At 35.1% G+C, this 16,293-nt stretch carries 11 protein-coding genes and 1 tRNA gene; 11 read left to right on the plus strand and 1 reads right to left on the minus strand.

Annotated features, from left to right (window positions below; all coding sequences use genetic code 11):
* The first annotated feature begins 22 nt into the window (after positions 1-22).
* From murC to BC961_RS01450, 8 genes are all read left to right on the plus strand, one after another.
* Positions 23-1,372, plus strand: coding sequence for a UDP-N-acetylmuramate--L-alanine ligase (gene murC, locus BC961_RS01415; RefSeq protein WP_121924072.1), 1,350 nt, complete (start codon positions 23-25; stop codon positions 1,370-1,372).
* Complete coding sequence (locus BC961_RS01420) at positions 1,359-2,081, plus strand: cell division protein FtsQ/DivIB (RefSeq protein WP_121924073.1); 723 nt, start codon at positions 1,359-1,361, stop codon at positions 2,079-2,081. The genes murC and BC961_RS01420 overlap by 14 nt, the downstream gene beginning before the upstream one ends.
* A 6-nt stretch (positions 2,082-2,087) precedes the next feature.
* Positions 2,088-3,470 carry a cell division protein FtsA gene (gene ftsA / locus BC961_RS01425; protein WP_121924074.1) on the plus strand — a complete coding sequence of 461 codons (1,383 nt, stop codon included), beginning with the start codon at positions 2,088-2,090 and terminating at the stop codon, positions 3,468-3,470.
* 59 nt (positions 3,471-3,529) lie between these two features.
* A complete protein-coding gene (gene ftsZ / locus BC961_RS01430; protein WP_121924075.1) occupies positions 3,530-5,482 on the plus strand; it encodes a cell division protein FtsZ in 1,953 nt (650 codons plus the stop codon).
* 316 nt (positions 5,483-5,798) lie between these two features.
* The gene (locus tag BC961_RS01435; protein WP_121924076.1) at positions 5,799-6,248 is read left to right on the plus strand and encodes a GatB/YqeY domain-containing protein; all 450 of its coding nucleotides are present in this window, start codon (positions 5,799-5,801) and stop codon (positions 6,246-6,248) included.
* Between the two features lie 68 nt (positions 6,249-6,316).
* Positions 6,317-6,393 (plus strand) — tRNA-Arg (locus BC961_RS01440).
* A gap of 243 nt (positions 6,394-6,636) precedes the next feature.
* On the plus strand, positions 6,637-7,875 hold the full coding sequence (locus BC961_RS01445; RefSeq protein WP_121924077.1) for a site-specific integrase: 1,239 nt from the start codon (positions 6,637-6,639) through the stop codon (positions 7,873-7,875).
* 144 nt (positions 7,876-8,019) lie between these two features.
* Positions 8,020-8,313, plus strand: coding sequence for a helix-turn-helix domain-containing protein (locus BC961_RS01450; protein ID WP_245980779.1), 294 nt, complete (start codon positions 8,020-8,022; stop codon positions 8,311-8,313).
* Positions 8,314-8,913: 600 nt separating this feature from the next.
* Here the strand turns inward: BC961_RS01450 and BC961_RS01455 are convergent.
* Complete coding sequence (locus BC961_RS01455) at positions 8,914-10,164, minus strand: hypothetical protein (protein WP_121924079.1); 1,251 nt, start codon at positions 10,162-10,164, stop codon at positions 8,914-8,916.
* Positions 10,165-10,305: 141 nt separating this feature from the next.
* Here BC961_RS01455 and BC961_RS01460 point away from each other — a divergent pair, with 141 nt between their 5' ends.
* The 3 genes from BC961_RS01460 (at position 10,306) to BC961_RS01470 (ending at position 16,292) form a co-directional block, all read left to right on the plus strand.
* On the plus strand, positions 10,306-13,176 hold the full coding sequence (locus BC961_RS01460) for a type I restriction endonuclease subunit R (protein ID WP_245980781.1): 2,871 nt from the start codon (positions 10,306-10,308) through the stop codon (positions 13,174-13,176).
* A 101-nt stretch (positions 13,177-13,277) separates the two neighbouring features.
* Positions 13,278-14,738: an ATP-binding protein gene (locus BC961_RS01465; protein WP_121924080.1), complete on the plus strand. Its 1,461-nt coding sequence runs from the start codon at positions 13,278-13,280 to the stop codon at positions 14,736-14,738.
* A gap of 81 nt (positions 14,739-14,819) precedes the next feature.
* Positions 14,820-16,292, plus strand: a complete 1,473-nt coding sequence (locus BC961_RS01470) for a restriction endonuclease subunit S (protein ID WP_170151275.1) — start codon at positions 14,820-14,822, stop codon at positions 16,290-16,292.
* Position 16,293 lies beyond the last annotated feature (1 nt).

Consider the following 16,293-nt stretch of genomic DNA (forward strand, 5'->3'; position numbering starts at 1 on the left):
CTATCAGAAATTCAAACTAAGAATGAACTTAAGTCAAATAAATAACGTCTATTTTATAGGTATCGGAGGAATCGGTATGAGCAACCTTGCGCGCTATTTTAAAAATTTAGGAAAACAAGTTTGTGGGTATGACAAAACTCCATCTGTTTTGACAAGTGAATTGATTGAAAGTGGTATTTCTATTCATTTTGAAGATGTTATTAATTTAATACCAAAGGATTTTTATACAGAGAATACATTAGTAATAATTACTCCTGCAGTTCCAAGCACGCATTCGCAATGGAATTTTTTCCTAGAAAGAGATTATGTTATTAAAAAGAGAGCAGAAGTACTAGGATTAATAACTAAGGATACGTTTTGTTTTGCTGTTGCAGGAACGCATGGTAAAACTACAACATCAGGGATTTTAGGACATATTTTAAATGAAAGTGGTGCTGATGTAACTGCTTTTATTGGAGGAATAGTAGAGAATTATAACTCAAATTTAATAGGGAGCGGTAAGACAATTACCGTTGTAGAGGCAGATGAATTTGATCGTTCTTTCCTTCACTTATATCCTAATATTGCTTGCATCACCTCTATGGATGCTGATCATCTAGATATCTATGGAACGAGTGAAGCAATCGAGAAATCATTTTTAGAATTTGCTGATAAAATTATTGATAAGCGCAATTTGTTTATTACAAAAGAGTTAGCAATTGAAGGAGTTGTTTGCGCAGTAAATGAGGATGCAATTTATAAAGCATTCAATGTAAGAGTAGGAAATGGTAGTTATATTTTTGATGTGCAAACTCCAAAATTAGTTCTTAAAGATTTACATTTTGGTTTACCAGGAAGACATAATTTAATGAATGCTTTAATGGCTATTGCAATGGCTGACTTATTCGGGACCCCAACCGATGCTATTGCAAAAGCTATCGCATCATTCAAAGGAATAAAACGAAGATTTTCGTACCAAATCAAAACAAACGACAAGATTTATATTGATGACTACGCACATCATCCTACAGAGATTAACGCAGTGCATCAAGCAGTCACTGAATTATACCCTAGAGAAAAGGTTTTAGCGATTTTTCAACCGCATTTATTTAGTAGAACTAGAGATTTTGCAGAAGATTTTGCTGCTAGCTTATCACAATTTGACGAAGTGATTTTACTAGATATATATCCTGCTCGTGAGCAACCTATGGAAGGAATAACGTCCCAATGGTTGATGGATAAAATGACTAATAATTGTAAAAAATTAGTTTTAAAAAATGATTTGGTTGCAGCGATTTTACAAAGTGATGCAAAGGTTGTTGTTACGATAGGCGCTGGAGATATTGGAGAGTTAGTACCAACTATTAAAAAAGCGATAAATGAAAATCTTTAATCTCACAAATATTCGATTAGTACTGATGTTTGTATTAGTGATTTTTCTATTTTCTTTTACCTCAAAGCGAAATGGTAATAGAAAATTAACTAAAACCAAGGTTGTATTTGTAGGAGATAACGCTCCTTTTGTACGACAAGAAACGGTTAATAAATTGTTAATAGATTATAATAGAGAGGCCTCTAGCATTCAAAAACTTAATTTAGATTTGAATAAGTTGGAAAAAAGGCTCAATGCACAAGAGATGATTGAAAAATCAGACGTTTTTGTGAGCATTGATGGTGTGTTGAAAGCAGTGGTTAAACAAAAGACTCCTATTGCTAGAATATTTGATAATGGAAGTTCCTTCTATATTGATTACGAAGGAAATAGAATGCCTTTGTCAAGTAATTTTACGGCTAGAGTTCCGCTTGTTTCAGGAGGTATAAATAAGGATAATAACGAAGATTTATCTGCATTATTTCGTACAATTCATGATGATTCATTTTTGAAAAAAAATATCATTGGAATTGAAATTATGACTGATGGTAGCTTAAAAATGCTCAATAGAAATTTTGATTATCAAATAGATTTTGGTAAATTGAATGATGTGGAGCGTAAGTTTCAAAATTATAAAGCTTTTTTTCAAAAAGCAGTTTTAGATAGTTCGTTGTATAAATATAAAAAAATCGACCTCCGTTTTACGGAACAAGTAGTTTGCACTAAATAATAGATAATGGAAAAAGATAATATTGCAGTAGGTCTAGATATAGGGACAACTAAAATAGTTGCCATGATAGGCAAGAAGAATGAGTATGGCAAACTTGAAATTTTAGGAATTGGAAAATCCAAAAGTTTAGGAGTGTCTCGTGGCGTAGTGAATAATATTACTAAAACCATATTGTCGATACAACAAGCAGTTCAAGAAGCAGAAAATAATTCTGGTTATAAAATTAAAGATGTTGTTGTTGGAATAGCAGGACAACACATTCGCAGTATTCAACATACAGATTATATCAGTAGACATAATCCAGAAGAAGTAATAGGTGGAAATGACATCCAGCTATTGATTGACCAAGTCAATAAGTTAGCGATGTTGCCTGGCGAGGAAATAATCCACGTTTTGCCACAAGAATTTAAAATCGATGGTCAATCTGAAATTAAAGAACCGATAGGAATGTATGGCGGAAGACTAGAAGCTAGTTTTCACGTTGTAGTAGGTCAAGCAGCATCAATTCGCAATGTAGGTAGATGTATTCAAAGTTCAGGAATTGAATTGTCAGGATTAACATTAGAGCCGTTATCTTCTGCAGATGCAGTTTTAAGTCAAGAAGAAAAAGAAGCAGGAGTTGCTTTAATAGATATAGGTGGTGGAACTACTGATTTAGCAATTTTCAAAGATGGTATTATTCGTCACACGGCAGTAATCCCTTTTGGAGGAAATGTGATTACAGATGATATTAAAGAAGGTTGTTCTATAATCGAAAAACAAGCTGAATTATTAAAAGTAAAATTTGGTTCAGCATGGCCAGGAGAGAATAGAGATAATGAAATAGTTTCTATTCCGGGATTAAGAGGAAGAGAGCCTAAAGAGATTTCTTTAAAGAATCTTTCAAAAATAATTCACGCTAGAGTAGTAGAGATTGTGGACTTGGTTTTTACAGAAGTAAAAGCATACGGTCATGAAGATCCACGTAAAAAATTAATAGCTGGAATTGTGCTTACTGGCGGTGGAGCAGAATTGAAACACATTAAGCAGTTAGTAGAATATATTACTGGAATGGATACAAGAATTGGTTATCCAAACGAACATTTAGCTGGTAATTCAGACGAAGAAATTTCTAGTCCTTTATATGCTACAGTTGTTGGTTTAGTAATGAAGAGTATAGAGAATAAATCTCAAAGCGCCGTGAGAATGGATCTTGTTGAGAAACCTAAAGCTCCTGTTTACAGAGCACCAATAGCTCAAGAAACTGCTCAAGAAGTTTTTGAGGAAGTGCAAGCAAATAATGAAAAAAGCCAGCACGATAAACAAGATTCGACAGTGAATAGAATACAAAGAAATTTCTTTGATCGTTATGTGGACAAGATTAAAGATTTCTTAGATAATGCAGAATAAAAGGCTGGGCCTAAAAAATATAAGAATTAATAATATAACAATTTCAAAAACCAAATAAAATGATGAGCGACTCAGAATTTGGAAGTATTTCATTTGATTTACCAAAGAATCAATCAAATGTGATAAAAGTTATAGGAGTAGGTGGGGGCGGAAGTAACGCCATTAATCACATGTTCAAGCAAGGGATCAAAGGCGTAGATTTTATCGTATGTAATACGGATTCTCAAGCTTTACAGAGTAGTTCTGTTCCTAATAAAATTCAGTTAGGAGTTAATCTTACAGAAGGATTAGGTGCTGGAGCAAACCCTGATGTAGGACAGCAGTCAGCTATTGAAAGTATTGCTGATATTGAGAAAATGTTAGATCGCAATACAAAGATGGTTTTTATCACTGCAGGAATGGGTGGTGGAACAGGAACTGGTGCTGCACCAGTAATTGCACAATTAGCTAAAGAAAGAGATATTCTTACTGTAGGAATTGTAACATTACCTTTCTTATTTGAAGGTAAAGTTCGTCAAGAGCAAGCGCAAATTGGTATTGAAAAATTGCGTAAGCAAGTCGATTCCTTAATCGTTATCAATAATAACAAGTTAAGAGAAGTATACGGAAATCTTGGTTTCAAAGCTGGATTTTCAAAAGCAGATGAAGTTTTGGCAACAGCCTCAAGAGGAATTGCGGAAGTAATTACGCATCACTATACTCAAAACATCGATTTAAGAGATGCTAAAACAGTATTGTTTAATAGTGGAACTGCTATAATGGGTTCTTCTATCTCTTCTGGCGAGAATAGAGCTAAGGAAGCTATTGTTGCAGCTTTAGATTCTCCATTGTTAAATGACAACAAGATTACAGGTGCTAAAAACGTATTGTTGCTTATCGTTTCTGGAACAAATGAAATTACAATCGACGAGATTGGAGAAATCAATGATCATATCCAAGTTGAAGCAGGTCACAACGCAAACATCATTATGGGTGTTGGTGAGGATGAATCACTTGGAGATTCTATTGCAGTAACTATTATTGCAACAGGATTCGATATTGAGCAACAAAATGAAATCGTAAATACAGAGCCAAAAAAAATAATTCATACGCTTGAAGACGAACAAAGAAGTTTTCATAATTTAAGTAGTAAGCCAGTTACGGCTTTTGATTTGAATACTGAATCACAAGTTTCTAATTCAAATGAAAGAGTAGTTTTTGATTTATTAGAAGATACAGTAGTAACTCCTGAACCAGTTGTCGTTCCTGAATTAGTAGTTGCAGCGCCAGTAAAACATAATGATGAATTGATGGTTATTTCAGAGTATGTTAAAAACTTAGATGTAACTTTCGAAATAGTTTCTCCTATAAGTGATGTTGATTTTACGATCACTTCAGCTGCAGTTGAAACAGTAATCGCTCAACCAAAAGCAATAGAGAAACAAGAGCAAACAGCTTTTTCTTTTGACTTACCGCTTTTTAAAGCAGAGCCAGTTGAGCAAGTTCAAGAAAAGAAAGTTGTTTTTGAATTAGCAAATGAAGTGCGTGATATTAAAGTTAATGACGCTATACAGTTTGTTCCTGTTACGGAATTAAGTGATAACGGAATTATTAAATATTCTCTTGAAGAGTTTATGGAGCAAGAGCCAGAATTTATGGCTAAACCAGTTGCTAAAGTTCCTGAAGTTGTTATTCCAGCAGAACTTAATATTACAATGAAGCAGGTTGACAAATCAGCAGATTTACATAATGATTTTGAGCCAATTTCTCCAATGGAAATGACCATTGAAGAGTCAGTGAGAATGAGAGCGGATGAAAGAAGAAAGAAGTTAAAAGAATTCAATTATAAGTTTCATAATAATGTTTCTAAAATTGATGAATATGAAAAAGAGCCAGCTTATAAAAGATTAGGTATCGACATTTCAAATAATCATTCTAATAGTACTAATTCAAGAATATCTGTTGGAACAGACAGTAATAATGATTTACAGTTACGTTCAAACAATTCTTATTTACATGATAATGTAGATTAAGGAAATCAAATAAAAAATGAAATAGCCCGAAAATCAAATTGAATTTTCGGGTTATTTTTTTAGTAATGTAGCAGGAGCCGATTTATTGTTATTTCAGTTAATTTTTTTAAATTTGCTGAGCCTTAATCCAGCTATCATTTCAAGCTTTTTGTCAAAACAACTTTTTTCTAAAAATTTAAAAGAGCTTCTAAAGTCGCTTTTTAAATTCAAGAAAAAATGGTTAGTTTTTCTTAAAAAGGCTTTTCATTTCTATCTGGGGCAGGAATTCAAAATCAAAAAACAGTAGCTATTTTAGCTACTATTAAATAAGAACAATATGAGTTTATCAGTACTAATCATGGACGATTTAAAAACAGCCATGAGAGCAAAAGATACAGTAGCACTAGAAGCGCTAAGAGCGATCAAATCTGAAATATTATTAGCGCAAACAGCATCAGGTTTAAAGGAAGAAATTTCAGCTGATGATGAAGTTAAGTTATTACAGAGATTGGTAAAAACACGCAAGGAAAGCGCAAGAATTTTTACAGAACAAAATCGTATGGATTTGGCTGAACCAGAGCTAGCTCAAATTGCAGTAATCGAAAAATTCTTACCAGCGCAATTAACTGAAACTGAAGTTGAAGCAATCATTGTTGAAATCATCTCCGAAACTGGTGCATCAGGAATAGCGTCAATGGGTAAAGTGATGGGATTAGCAGCCGCAAAATTAGGTGGAACTGCAGAAGGAAAAACTATTTCTACTATTGTCAAAAAATTATTGGTGTAAATGATAATGTTGATTAACAATTTTAAATCATATAACTAAAATTGTTAATCAACTATCTAAAATCAAACGGCTGCGTAGTTCAACTGGATAGAATATCAGATTTCGACTCTGAGGGTTGCAGGTTCGAACCCTGTCGCGGCCACCACTTCTCAATAAGTTTATTCAAAACACTGTAAATTTAATGTTTACAGTGTTTTTTTTTGGATTTATGTATCAAAACGCACATTTATTCTCCTTCTATAGGTGTCCAATTCGGGAGCATTTTTCTAGTTTTTTATGGACACCTGAAATCAAATGTTAAAAAAGCGAATAAATATTCCTTCCGCTTTACTTTCTTATTTGTTTCGGGTATTATCTAAGTATAATAGTAACAATTAATCCCTAAACAATGAAAAATGTATCAATTTTAATGTACCTGAAATGCAGAAAGAATGCAAAAGGTGAGAGTCCAATCTATCTTCGTGTAACTGTCGATGGTAAGAGAAGGGAAGTAAGTCTAAACGAAAGTATCGATTCAAGTCGTTGGGATCAAAACAAGCAGCGAGGAAGAGGCAACTCAGAGACTATTGCAATATTGAATCGAAGGCTAGTGTCCATTGAAAACAACATTAATCTTATATCACAAGAACTTGTTAATGGAGGTGTAAGAGTAACTATTGAAAGCTTGATGAATAAATATACAGGTGCTGAAGTGAAGACTCATAATCTAGTAGAGGTCTTCGAGTACGAAAACAAACGCATCATGAAGCTTGTAAAACCAGGAACATATAGCAAGTATGTTGCCGTTTTAAATAATTTGAAGAAATACCTATTGCATCAGTATAAATTAACTGACCTTGATATTAAAAGAGTAGATTTTCAGTTTGTTACCGATTTCGATTATTATTTGAGGTCTGAAATAGGTTGTGCTAATAATTATACTGTCAGGACTATTAAGACTTTTCGGCAAGTTGTCAGGACGTGTTTATACAAGGGTTGGATCGATAAAGATCCTTGCTTAAATTATAAGAGTAAGATGGTCAGAGAAGAAACAGGTTTCTTAACTAAGGCAGAGATTGACTCGATTTACAGTAAAGAATTTGCTATTAAAAGATTAGATCAAGTCAGAGATGTTTTTATAGTCTCTTGCTACACTGGACTTGCATACGTGGATGTTCATTTGCTATGTAAGGATGATATTGTGACTAATCTTGACGGTACAACGTGGATCAATATTCATCGGAAAAAAACTAACACCTTTTGTAATATACCAATATTACCAATTGTCCAAGAAATATTTGAGAAGTACAAAGATGATGCATTGGTGTTAAATTCAGGTAAACTTTTGCCAGTTCCTAGTAATCAGCGGATGAATGCTTATCTGAAGGAGATACAGGACATTTGCGCAATTAAAACATTGATAACTAGTCATTTAGCTCGACATTCATTTGCGACAAGTATATGTCGTGATTTTGGTCTACCGCTTCCAACTCTGTCAAAGATAATGGGGCACACCTCTATGGAACAGACGCTTAAATATGCTAAGTTAACAGATCAAAAACTTAATAGTGATGTACAAGAGCTCAAAAATAAACTAAGCAAATCCAATCAAGCCACATGGGGTAATTCATTAAGCGATGTTTCTTAGCTTACAGCCTATGTAACTCTATAAGCCCTTAATTAAGGGCTTTTTTTATGCCGTTTGATTTCTTTGCCAACAATTTATTTTAAAAATAATTAGCGCTCAGAAGCATTTTCAATATTTATTAAAGTACTATATAATTAAGCCCTTTTGAAAGGGGAAATCAACATATCAAAAACAGTAAATATGAATATTGAAGTAGCTACAAAAGAGGAATTTAATAGCTTTAAAATCGAGGTGCTGGAGGCATTGAAATCTTTAAGTAATAATCACGAGAAGAAATTCCTGAGATCTTCCGAGATGAGAAAAATGTTTAATATATCTGCAGGAACACTGCAGAACATGAGAATGAATGGGATACTACCTTATAGTAAAATCGGGACAACTATTTTATATGACTATGAAGTTGTTCTTGCTATTCTTGACAAAAATCGCATAAATTAAGTAGAGATAATAGAGGTATGAGCATTATTCTTGTACCTCTATATAACTCACAGTTTATGTAAAAATCTATCTACAAATACCCCTTGCTGTGATTTAGCTGTAGAGCTTCGCACAACAGATAGCAAGCGTATTTAGTTGAAGCTTTTCATTTATGAATGTAAAGCAGAAGTTATCGTTCTGATACTTAAAAACCCACGCCGAGTCAATAATGAAGTATCTTCGAAGGCAGTATACAATGTCTCTAACTACATCTATAACATTCTCGATTAATTCGATGCTTTTAAAGGCATAGTAAGCGATATTAGCCTCAGTTTGATTCTACATTACGAAACATGTTGAAACAATCCAAAGACTCTTAAAAACGAGGTTTTCTGTGCTGAAAATTTAGGTATTAATCTTGGACTATCTGGTGACCACTCCAGGGCCATTCATTGCTTAGACAGATCGTCCTTGATCAGGTCTTCTTAAAGAGTTTGAAGCTCCTCTCAAGCTTAGGTGGTGCAAATCTTGGTTGATAACAGCTCCAAAATCTTGTAGGTAGATAAAATTTTAATTCTTAGCTATCCAAAATACTTACAAGTTGTGGATTAACGGGATGCACTAAAGAGCTACGTTTAATCTGCTCTTATCGGGATTATATCTGAGGTTAAGTTTTTCTTTCATTGCCTCTTCAATGTAATTAGCGGGTCTCGAGGCTGTTGTGTTTGCTTTCTTCATATTAACAACTTGTTCTATAACCCACCCTTGCCTATATTCTGAGAGATTTGAAAAGTTAGATTCATCCTGTTTTGACGGTAAAAATCTTCCCTGCTTTGGAATGTCAGGCAGTTCACTATAGGCATTTTTTAAAATTTTCCAATTATTATTTGAGATGTCTGGGCTAGCAGGTTCATTGGTTGTTTCATATTCTTTTTTCTTCATTTGTTCATTAGTTCTTTTTGCTCTTAGTATTGAGTTGTAGGTATGTCCCATAATTTCATCCTTATAGTAAAATTTACTACACATCTTCTCATCCTTTTTATAAGTGAATTCGTTAGTAAAATTCAAATCATCCAGATCTACATCCATATCTTCATAAGCTCCTTCTTGAGCTGCATCTAAAATTTTTTCGAACTGCTTCTTCGTGAAGTTCTTTGTGTATTCTTTGTATTCTTCTTCGTAAACTGGCTTATCGTATCCTTTGAAAATTGTGAACGCACCTTTCGAGTCTCTTTGATTAAAAACAGTAACAACAACATCTTTTTTCTTTGTTGTTGTTTCTTCTGCTCTTTCTTCTTCTCTTTCTTCTACGGTATATTTTAGCCTATTTGGTTGGTCGGTTTTAACTGATTTGGTTAGTCGGTTTTCAACCAACCCAACTTCTGATTCTACAGTTGTCAATTTAAGTTCTGCCATAGTCTTTGTAAAATCTTCCAGACTTTTTTTCAGTTTAACGTTATCTGCTTTGACTGATCTTGCTTTGTCTTTCTTACTGGAGTCGATTGATTTTTCAAACCATCGCTCAAATTTCGGCTTCAATGCTGTTATATAAGTATTTATATTCTCAATGTTAATTACATAGTGCCTTGTGTTTCCTTGTCCTCTGGTAATAACTGTTACAAGTCCTGTCCTTACTATCTTGTCTATATTCGATTTAATTATCGACAATCCAAGTCCAGTGTGTCGAGATAGATAAGCGTTTGAGGCTCTAACAGCTCTACTGCCGTTAATGATTACCAGCTTATCCTTATTTTCATTGTGGATGTAAACTAAGGCGTCAACGATAACTGCAAAGTTAGCACTGTGTTCGCGGGTTAAGTATTTAGATGCTTGACGATATCCACCTGTAAATTCTATTTTTAAACTCTCCATATTTTTTCATATTTAGTATTGATATTAGATAGAATACACATTAAATGACAATATGTATGTCTGGCTGATAAATTTTTTAATTAATTTCGATAAATTTTACGATTTCTAACTATTATACCGTTATTTGGGTTACTTTTAGACTTGATTTCTTACATAATTAATGGTGTAGGTAAAAAAATCATTGATAAAGAAGCGTTAGATATGCCCACAGTTAATCAAAATCCCGAACAAATTGCTCGTGATACCATCGATAAGATGCTACGCAGCGCAGGTTGGGTGATACAATCTAAATCAACAGTAAACTTAGCAGCAGCTAAAGGTGTTGCTGTACGTGAATATCAAACAGATATAGGTCCTGCTGATTACGTATTGTTTGTGGATAGAAAGCCTGTAGGCGTTATTGAAGCAAAAAAAGAGGAAGAAGGTCATCGACTTACAGTCGTTGAAGAGCAGTCTTCTGAGTATGCTAAAGCAAAGCTAAAATACCTCAATAACGATCCCCTGCCATTCGTATACGAGAGCACAGGAATTGTCACGAGATTCACAGATTATAGAGACCCTAAGCCTAGAGGTAGAAATGTCTTCCATTTCCACCAACCGGGCACGATTGCAGAATGGTTGAAAAAGGGCGATAGTCTTAGGACACGATTGCAGAACCCTCCAGTATTAGATGAAACAGGCCTAAGACCTGCTCAAATAAAGGCTGTAAAGAACCTTGAACATTCGTTCAAGAAAAATCGACCAAAGGCATTAATACAAATGGCTACAGGAGCTGGTAAGACATTTACTGCAGCAACATTTGTTTATCGCCTGTTAAAAAATGCAGATGCTAAGCGCATCTTGTTTTTAGTTGATACCAAAAACTTAGGTGAACAGGCAGAGCAGGAGTTTATGACTTTTCAGCCAAACGACGATAATAGGAAGTTTACGGAGTTATACAATGTACAACGCTTAACATCGAGTTATATAGCCAGTGATAGTCAGGTGTGTATATCTACCATTCAACGTATGTATGCGATATTGAAAGGGGAGGAACTGGACGAAAGCTCAGAACAGGACAATCCGAATGAATCGTCTTGGATGGAGCAGCAATTAAATAAAAAGCAGGCGTTGCCAGTGGAGTATACTGCCAAGGTGCCTATTGAACAATTCGACTTTATAGTTATTGATGAGTGCCACAGATCTATATATAATCTATGGAAGCAAGTCTTGGATTACTTTGATGCTTATTTAATAGGCTTGACAGCCACGCCTGATAAAAGAACCTTTGGTTTTTTTAATGAGAATGTGGTAAGCGAGTACACCTATGAAGAATCGGTTATCGATGGCGTGAACGTTCCTTACGATGTATACAATATTGAAACCGAAATATCCAAGAATGGCGATGTAGTCAAAGGCGGTTGGTTCTTAGACAGACGAGACAAACTAACAAGAAAAAAGCGTTGGCAGCAGGAAGAGGAAGATACAGAGTACTCTAAAAACGACCTCGACAAGAAGGTAGTAAACCCAAGCCAAATACGTAACATAATAAGAGAATACAAGCAAGCTCTTAAGACTACTATTTTTCCGAACCGTATAGATGAGAATAAAGACTATGAAGTGCCAAAAACGCTTGTGTTTGCAAAGACAGATAGCCACGCTGATGATATCATAAAGATCATCCGTGAGGAATTTGACGAAGGCAATGACTTCTGTAAAAAAGTAACCTACAAGGCAGATGAAGATCCGAAATCAGTATTGAACCGCTTTAGGAACTCCTATTACCCACGTATAGCAGTAACAGTCGATATGATCGCTACTGGTACTGATGTGAAGCCATTGGAGGTATTACTTTTTATGCGAGACGTAAAGAGTACTAACTACTTCGAGCAGATGAAAGGAAGAGGTACGAGAACCATTAACAGTGATAGCTTGCAATTGGTGACCAAAACTGCTAAGACCAAGACGCACTTTGTAATAGTAGATGCGGTTGGAGCCATAAAATCTAAAAAAACAGACAGCCGACCACTAGAGCGCAAACCTACTATTGTTTTGAAAGACTTATTAGGTGCCGTTACAATGGGAGTAGCAGATGAGGACTTATTCTTGTCTTTAGCAAATAGGTTAATACGATTAGATAAACAAATAACGGATAAGGAAAGAGACAAGCTGTTGGAGTATTCTGGAGGTAAAAACTTAAAGCAAATTACGAAGGAGTTATTGACTGCTTATGATCCCGATGCTATTGAGGACAAAGCGAAGGAATTAATAGCCCAAATCCCTGTTGAGGACAGAACGCCACAAGACAGTATTGATTGCCGTAAAGAGGCTCAGGAGGCGCTTATTTCACAAGCTGCCACTACCTTCAACGGAGAGCTGAATAACTATTTAGACAACGTTCGCAAGCAACACGAGCAAATTATTGATAGTGTAAATATAGATACAATAACAAGATCAGAGTGGGACACAACCTCTGTTGATAAAGCCACAGCAATAGTGACAGATTTTAGCGAGTACCTGCTAAAGCATAAAGATGAAATTAAGGCGTTGAGTATCTTTTACAACCAACCTTACAACCGCAGAAACATCACGTTTAAGATGATTCAGGAAGTGTTTGAAAAGCTTAGTTTAGAAAAACCATTACTCGCTCCTGATTATGTTTGGGAGGCTTACAAAGCATTAGAAGAAGTGAAGAACGAACGGCCAAAAGATGAGCTTACAGCCTTGGTGTCATTAATTAGAAGAGCTTGCGGCATAGACCCTGAATTACGAGCTTTTGACAGTACTATAGAAGCCAATTTCAACAAGTGGATTTTCAAGCAGCACACCGGGCAACACAACCGTTTTACACCGGAGCAGTTAGACTGGTTGCGAATGCTGAAAGACCACGTTATTAGTAGTTACCATATAGAAATAGAAGACCTAGACTTTACGCCGTTTGATGCTAAAGGTGGAAGAGGGAAAATGTACCAGTTATTTGGTAACGAGATGAGTGATATTATGAATGAATTAAATGAGGTACTAGCAGCATAAAGTGTAATTTTGCGTGTCTAGAAAAAAGAAAAAACATCATTTAGATTGATAACAAAGGGGTTGCTGCATGTTTAGAAAAGAGAAATACATAAATTTTTAAAATGAAAAGTTGGATTAATAGAGCCATTGCATTGTTAGACAAAAGTCTAACTCCAATTCCTCAAGAATTAAATGAATTAGATTGGAAAGAAGATTTATCGCCCAACAATCAAAAATTGAGTAAGCATTTAAGCGCTTTTTCAAATCTGCCCGGTGGTGGTTTTTTAGTTTTTGGAATAGAGAACAAAGCAGGTATTATTCAAGGGATCGATATGGCTAAATCCGAACAAATTGTCCAAAAATTATCTAGCTTAGCTCGCGATACTGTTGATCCAGAAGTTGCTTTAGATCATAAAATCGAAATGTATATTGACAAACCTTTACTCTTTATACATATCAAAGAATCGGCAACAAAACCTGTTCACTTAAGATCTGGCACTATAGAAGACTCTTATATAAGAAGTGGCGGAACAACCCAAAAAGCCTCAAGGCAAGAAATTGGAGGACTGATGCTAAATAGCAAAAATCCAGTTTTTGAAGATTTGCACGTATCCAAGCTTTTATCCACTGATGATGTCTTAACTCTTTTGGATTACGCCAAAGTTTTGGAATTGCTCGGCAAGCCTATTACACATCAAAGCGATGCCATATTGCATTGGCTTGAACAGGAAAATATGATTAAAGCCATTGATGATGCAGGTTATTACATCACCAATTTAGGCGCTTTAACAGCTGCAAATTCCTTAAAAGATTTTGACTCTCTAGCCCGAAAAGCTGTAAGAGTTATTAAATATAAAGGCAATAACAAAATAATTACTGAAAAAGAATATCCTGGAAATAAAGGATATGCTATCAGTTTTGAAGCACTTTTGATGTTTGTAAAAGCGCTTTTGCCCAGTAGCGAAATTATAAAAACTGCTTTAAGAACCGAAACGTCTATATATCCTGACATTGCCTTGCGGGAGCTAATTGCCAATGCGCTAATCCACCAAGATTTTTCGGTAAAAGGTGCTGGGCCAATGATCGAAATATTTGACAACAGAATAGAAATCTCTAACCCGGGGAAACTATTGCCATCTAAAAGCGTGGATAGGCTAATAGGAACCACACCCCAATCTAGAAACGATGCTTTAGCTTCTGCATTTAGAAGATATAATATTTGCGAAGAGCGAGGTTCTGGTTTTCAAAAATCGGTAGCAGGAATTGAGCTTTATGGATTGCCGCCACTGCGCTTTGAAGAATTAGCCAACTCGTTTAGAGTAACAATTTATGCGCCTAGGAATTTTGCTGAACTTTCTCCGCTGGAACGTATTGAGGCCGCTTACCAGCATTGTGTATTACAATATTACAGCGCTAGTGCTATGACTAATACTTCATTGAGAGAACGGTTTAAGATGCACGACAAACAACGTTCCCAAGTTTCATTGGTAATCAAAGAAGCTTTGAACCGAAACATCATTAAACCCAAAGACCCCAACAATGCCTCTACCAAATTTGCAGAATATATCCCATTTTGGGCTTAGTTCTTTGCTTGTTTAGAAACGAGAAAGTAACCAAAAACCCAGTGCACACAAGGAGTCCCTGCGTATTTTTAAAAAATGAAAATGAAAAATAATACTTTAAAGGAAGATTGGATAGAATTACAGTATAAAGATGTGGTAGATAAAATTCCAACATCTAAGCAAAAGTTGAAGCAAAAAGATTATCTAAAAGACGGTAAAATTGCAGTTGTTGATCAGGGACAATCAACTATAGGGGGTTACACAAATGACGACTCCAAAATATTGGTATGTAAATTACCTGTCATTGTTTTTGGAGACCACACTAAAATAGTCAAGATTATTAGATTTCCCTTTGCTCCTGGAGCTGATGGTACCAAAGTGTTACAACCAAAGGAATTTGTTAATGCGAAATTGTTAGCCTTTTTTACTAAGATACTAGTGCATAAAATTTCAGATAAGGGATATGCCAGGCATTATCAACACATAGAAAAACAGGCGATAAAATTACCTCCACTACCCGAACAACGCGCCATAGTAGCTAAAATAGAAGAATTATTTAGCAGTTTAGATAGCGGTATTGCTGATCTTAAGAAAGCACAACAGCAATTGGTGACGTATAGGCATTCTGTTCTAAAGTCTGCTTTTGAAGGAAACCTAACTAAAGCTTGGAGGTATAAGAACCCGTATACCATGGATGTTTTTTTAACTAAACTGATAAAGGGAAAGGAACAAGCCATTAAGTCAAAAAGCATTTCTAACGGAAAATATTTTCCTAAATTTGAGGATGATGAATTAACTTATAAAGTACCTAATAATTGGCTATCGTTACCTTGGAAAACTATAACTTGTAATAACAAGTATGCCTTAAAGAGAGGGCCTTTTGGCAGTGCGTTAACAAAATCTTTTTTTGTTGAAAAGGGAGTAGTGGTGTATGAACAAGGACACGCCATAAATGATGACCCCTATCGTCATAGATATTTTGTGACAGATGCAAAATTTGAGGAATTAAAAGCTTTTAAAGCGCAAGCCGGTGATATGATCGTAAGCTGTTCCGGCGCAACATTAGGTCGGATTTGTCTTTTACCTGATGATGCAGATGTAGGTATAATAAATCAAGCATTACTTAAAATTGACTTAGACGAGAAAATTATTTTAAAAAAATTCTTCGTTATGCTGTTTAGGTCAGAGACTTTTCAGAGATTGATTTTTACAAAAGCATTAGGTTCAGCAATGCCTAATATGGTCGGTATGGCAGAATTAAAAGAAATTCCTATACCTATTCCGTCAATTGAAGAACAACGCCAAATCGTACAAGAAATAGAAAGCCGTTTGTCGGTATGTGAAAAGGTAGAAGAAAGCATTGTAGAGAGTTTAGAAAAGTCGAAGGCTTTGCGCCAAAGCATCCTTAAGAAGGCTTTTGAGGGCAAGTTATTGAGCGAGCAGGAATTAGCAGCCTGCAAGTCTGCTTCTGATTATGAGCCTTCAAGTGTGTTGTTGAAAAGGATAAAAGCAGAGAAAGCAACTGGAGTAAAAAAGGCGGCAGTTAGTAAGAAAAGAGTAAAAGAAAAAAAATAAA

Origin of the sequence: Flavobacterium weaverense (assembly GCF_003688495.1) — a bacterium.
GTDB lineage: Bacteria > Bacteroidota > Bacteroidia > Flavobacteriales > Flavobacteriaceae > Flavobacterium > Flavobacterium weaverense.